Origin of the sequence: Desulfobacterium sp. N47, from assembly GCF_051233685.1 — a bacterium.
Taxonomy (GTDB): domain Bacteria; phylum Desulfobacterota; class Desulfobacteria; order Desulfobacterales; family RPRI01; genus RPRI01.
In genome coordinates, this window is the sequence record NZ_JBAMMY010000303.1 from 1 (window position 1) to 2,263 (window position 2,263).

Consider the following 2,263-nt stretch of genomic DNA (forward strand, 5'->3'; position numbering starts at 1 on the left):
TCACGCCCTTCTTTCCGGTGAAAATAATTAAAAAAAGACGTCATGTATTCATCAATCCCTGGATATACGGTTTCTTTTATCATTCATTACTTATGTCATCTTTTGGAAAAATTATCAAGTTAAATGTCGGAGTAGAATTAACTGCATATAACCTTTTTTGTCGTTGCTAAAAAGCAGTCGCCTCAACAGCGTTTTCCCGTATGCCGTGCCAAAAAAAGCATGGTGTTTATCTTTCGCTACATCAATACCCACTATCAGGTGGTTCCTTGAACTGCGTATTGTTGAACGAAATTGACAAAAATAACTATACCTGCTAACGTCATCAATCATTTAAATAACCTCCTTTTATCAAATGGTGTTTTGTCGAAAATTCGCCGCTATGTTATCAGGAGGTTATTTTTTTATCTATGCGATAAAAAATTATTATTATACTACGTGTGGGGATATGTTCTGTTGTTATTTTAATATATAACTTTCACCCCATAAGTTCACACCCGTGCCGGGCGTACACAACTGCATGAACCGGATCGGCAACAAACGGCGTTGCCTCCCGGTTATGCTGGCGTTCGCGAAAACCATTGTACGATAAAAAACGCCCTTGACATACGGGCCATATTTGGTACCATATGCGGACTGGAGGTGCAAAAATGAATATAATGAACGATATAAAACCCATAACTTATTTAAAATCCAAGACTGCGGTTTTATTGAACCATATCAATGAAACTCATCGCCCTGTGATTATAACCCAGAACGGTGAGCCCCGAGCCGTTATCCAAGATCCTGAAAGCTACGAAAATATGCGGAACGCAATAGGACTGCTAAAGCTGATATCTCAGGGGGAAACCAACGTTCGAAATGGCAAATTCAGGCCACAAGAGGATGTCTTTAGAGACATTGAGAACTCATTGAAAGAAAAGCTTTGATGAATCCGATACATCAAGTTTTTTGGACGAAGGTTGCCGAAGCTGATTTAAGGGCAATTGTTGAATATATTTCGATTAACAATCCCCATAATGCTCTAAAAATACTTAAAAAAATCAAGGAGAAAGCCTCAAATCTAAACAACCTTCCGGAACGAGGCCGCATTGTGCCGGAGCTTCAGGATCAGGGGATATCGCAATACAGGGAATTGATTGTCCTTCCATGGCGGCTGATCTACAGAATCGCGGAGCGGGAAGTATATATATTATCGGTATTGGATTCCCGGCAAAATGTAGAAGATGTTCTTTTAAAAAGGATGACCTATTATGATCGTCGCGAACAAGGCGCTTAACCAGACGGCTAGTCCTGGGGGCTTTTTCATCGTTGGTTCAGTCAACAATTTTCGGAGCTTACTGTAAGGCTGCGGGTACTTACCCGCCGATAGGTAGCTCTATACATTAGGCTTCAAAAAATGCTGTTTACAGGTCCTAAATTGAATTTCAAATGGCTCACTCCAACTTTGGTCGTTCTTGCTGTCTTGGCTGGCACGGTCCTCAAATTTTTTGTGCCGCTATCGAATGGTCGTTATGTCGTGCTCCTGCTCAATTTAGTCGGAACGGTTCTTTTAGCCTCAGCATTTGAACCTCAGATTCCGCTACATGGAGATGGGGGCTGGTGGGACAGTCTGAAATGGTCGGTACGCGAGTTTCCTAAGTATGGGGCACCACCCACGTTCGACTTTTTACGGTTTTATGTGGGGTTGTTCTTGCTTCTTATTGGAATTGTCGTATCAGCTATGCTTTCTTGATGCCTAACAATTCATTGCTGCCGTGCGACCTGCGGGCGCACGGCAGAACATTAGGCCAGAAGGAGAATAAAATGTTCTGGAGTGCAATTATAGGCGGCCTCAAAGTTCTAACGTTCTGGGAAGTATATGTAGCCGCTCTTATCTTCACCGTTATTTCAATAGGTCCCATGTTCTTTTTTGGATTAATTGGAGAAAAAAATGAGGCTGTTGGCTGTCTTGGTGGCATGTTGATCGCCCCGGTATTTCAAGCACTTGCTACTATTATTTTTGTATTTACCCTGTTCCCCATATTGCTATGGTTTGCTGGAAATGCAGCGTGGTCAGCTTGGTTATTTCCATGGAAAATATTGTTATCAAGCCCGTGGCCTATGATAAAAGTATCATTTATGATCTTGAGAGTCCAAAGTTCTCACAGTTGGTTTAAGCTCAACCATTTAACATCCATTAAATTATTACATACATTGATAATGCTTTAACAGATAGCATAGTATGTGTATATATAAAAATATAAAACGTACGTAAAATAATTAT

General features: G+C 40.9%; 4 protein-coding genes. All 4 read left to right on the top strand.

Annotation, left to right across the window (positions count from 1 at the left end; all coding sequences use genetic code 11):
* The first annotated feature begins 647 nt into the window (after positions 1–647).
* Entirely contained in the window at positions 648–926 is a 279-nt protein-coding gene (locus VXK47_RS19605; RefSeq protein WP_435550482.1) for a type II toxin-antitoxin system Phd/YefM family antitoxin, read from the top strand.
* Positions 926–1,276, top strand: a complete 351-nt coding sequence (locus VXK47_RS19610) for a type II toxin-antitoxin system RelE/ParE family toxin (protein ID WP_435550483.1) — start codon at positions 926–928, stop codon at positions 1,274–1,276. The genes VXK47_RS19605 and VXK47_RS19610 overlap by 1 nt, the downstream gene beginning before the upstream one ends.
* A 120-nt stretch (positions 1,277–1,396) precedes the next feature.
* Positions 1,397–1,732: a hypothetical protein gene (locus VXK47_RS19615; protein ID WP_435550484.1), complete on the top strand. Its 336-nt coding sequence runs from the start codon at positions 1,397–1,399 to the stop codon at positions 1,730–1,732.
* A gap of 71 nt (positions 1,733–1,803) precedes the next feature.
* Positions 1,804–2,208: a hypothetical protein gene (locus VXK47_RS19620; protein WP_435550485.1), complete on the top strand. Its 405-nt coding sequence runs from the start codon at positions 1,804–1,806 to the stop codon at positions 2,206–2,208.
* Positions 2,209–2,263 lie beyond the last annotated feature (55 nt).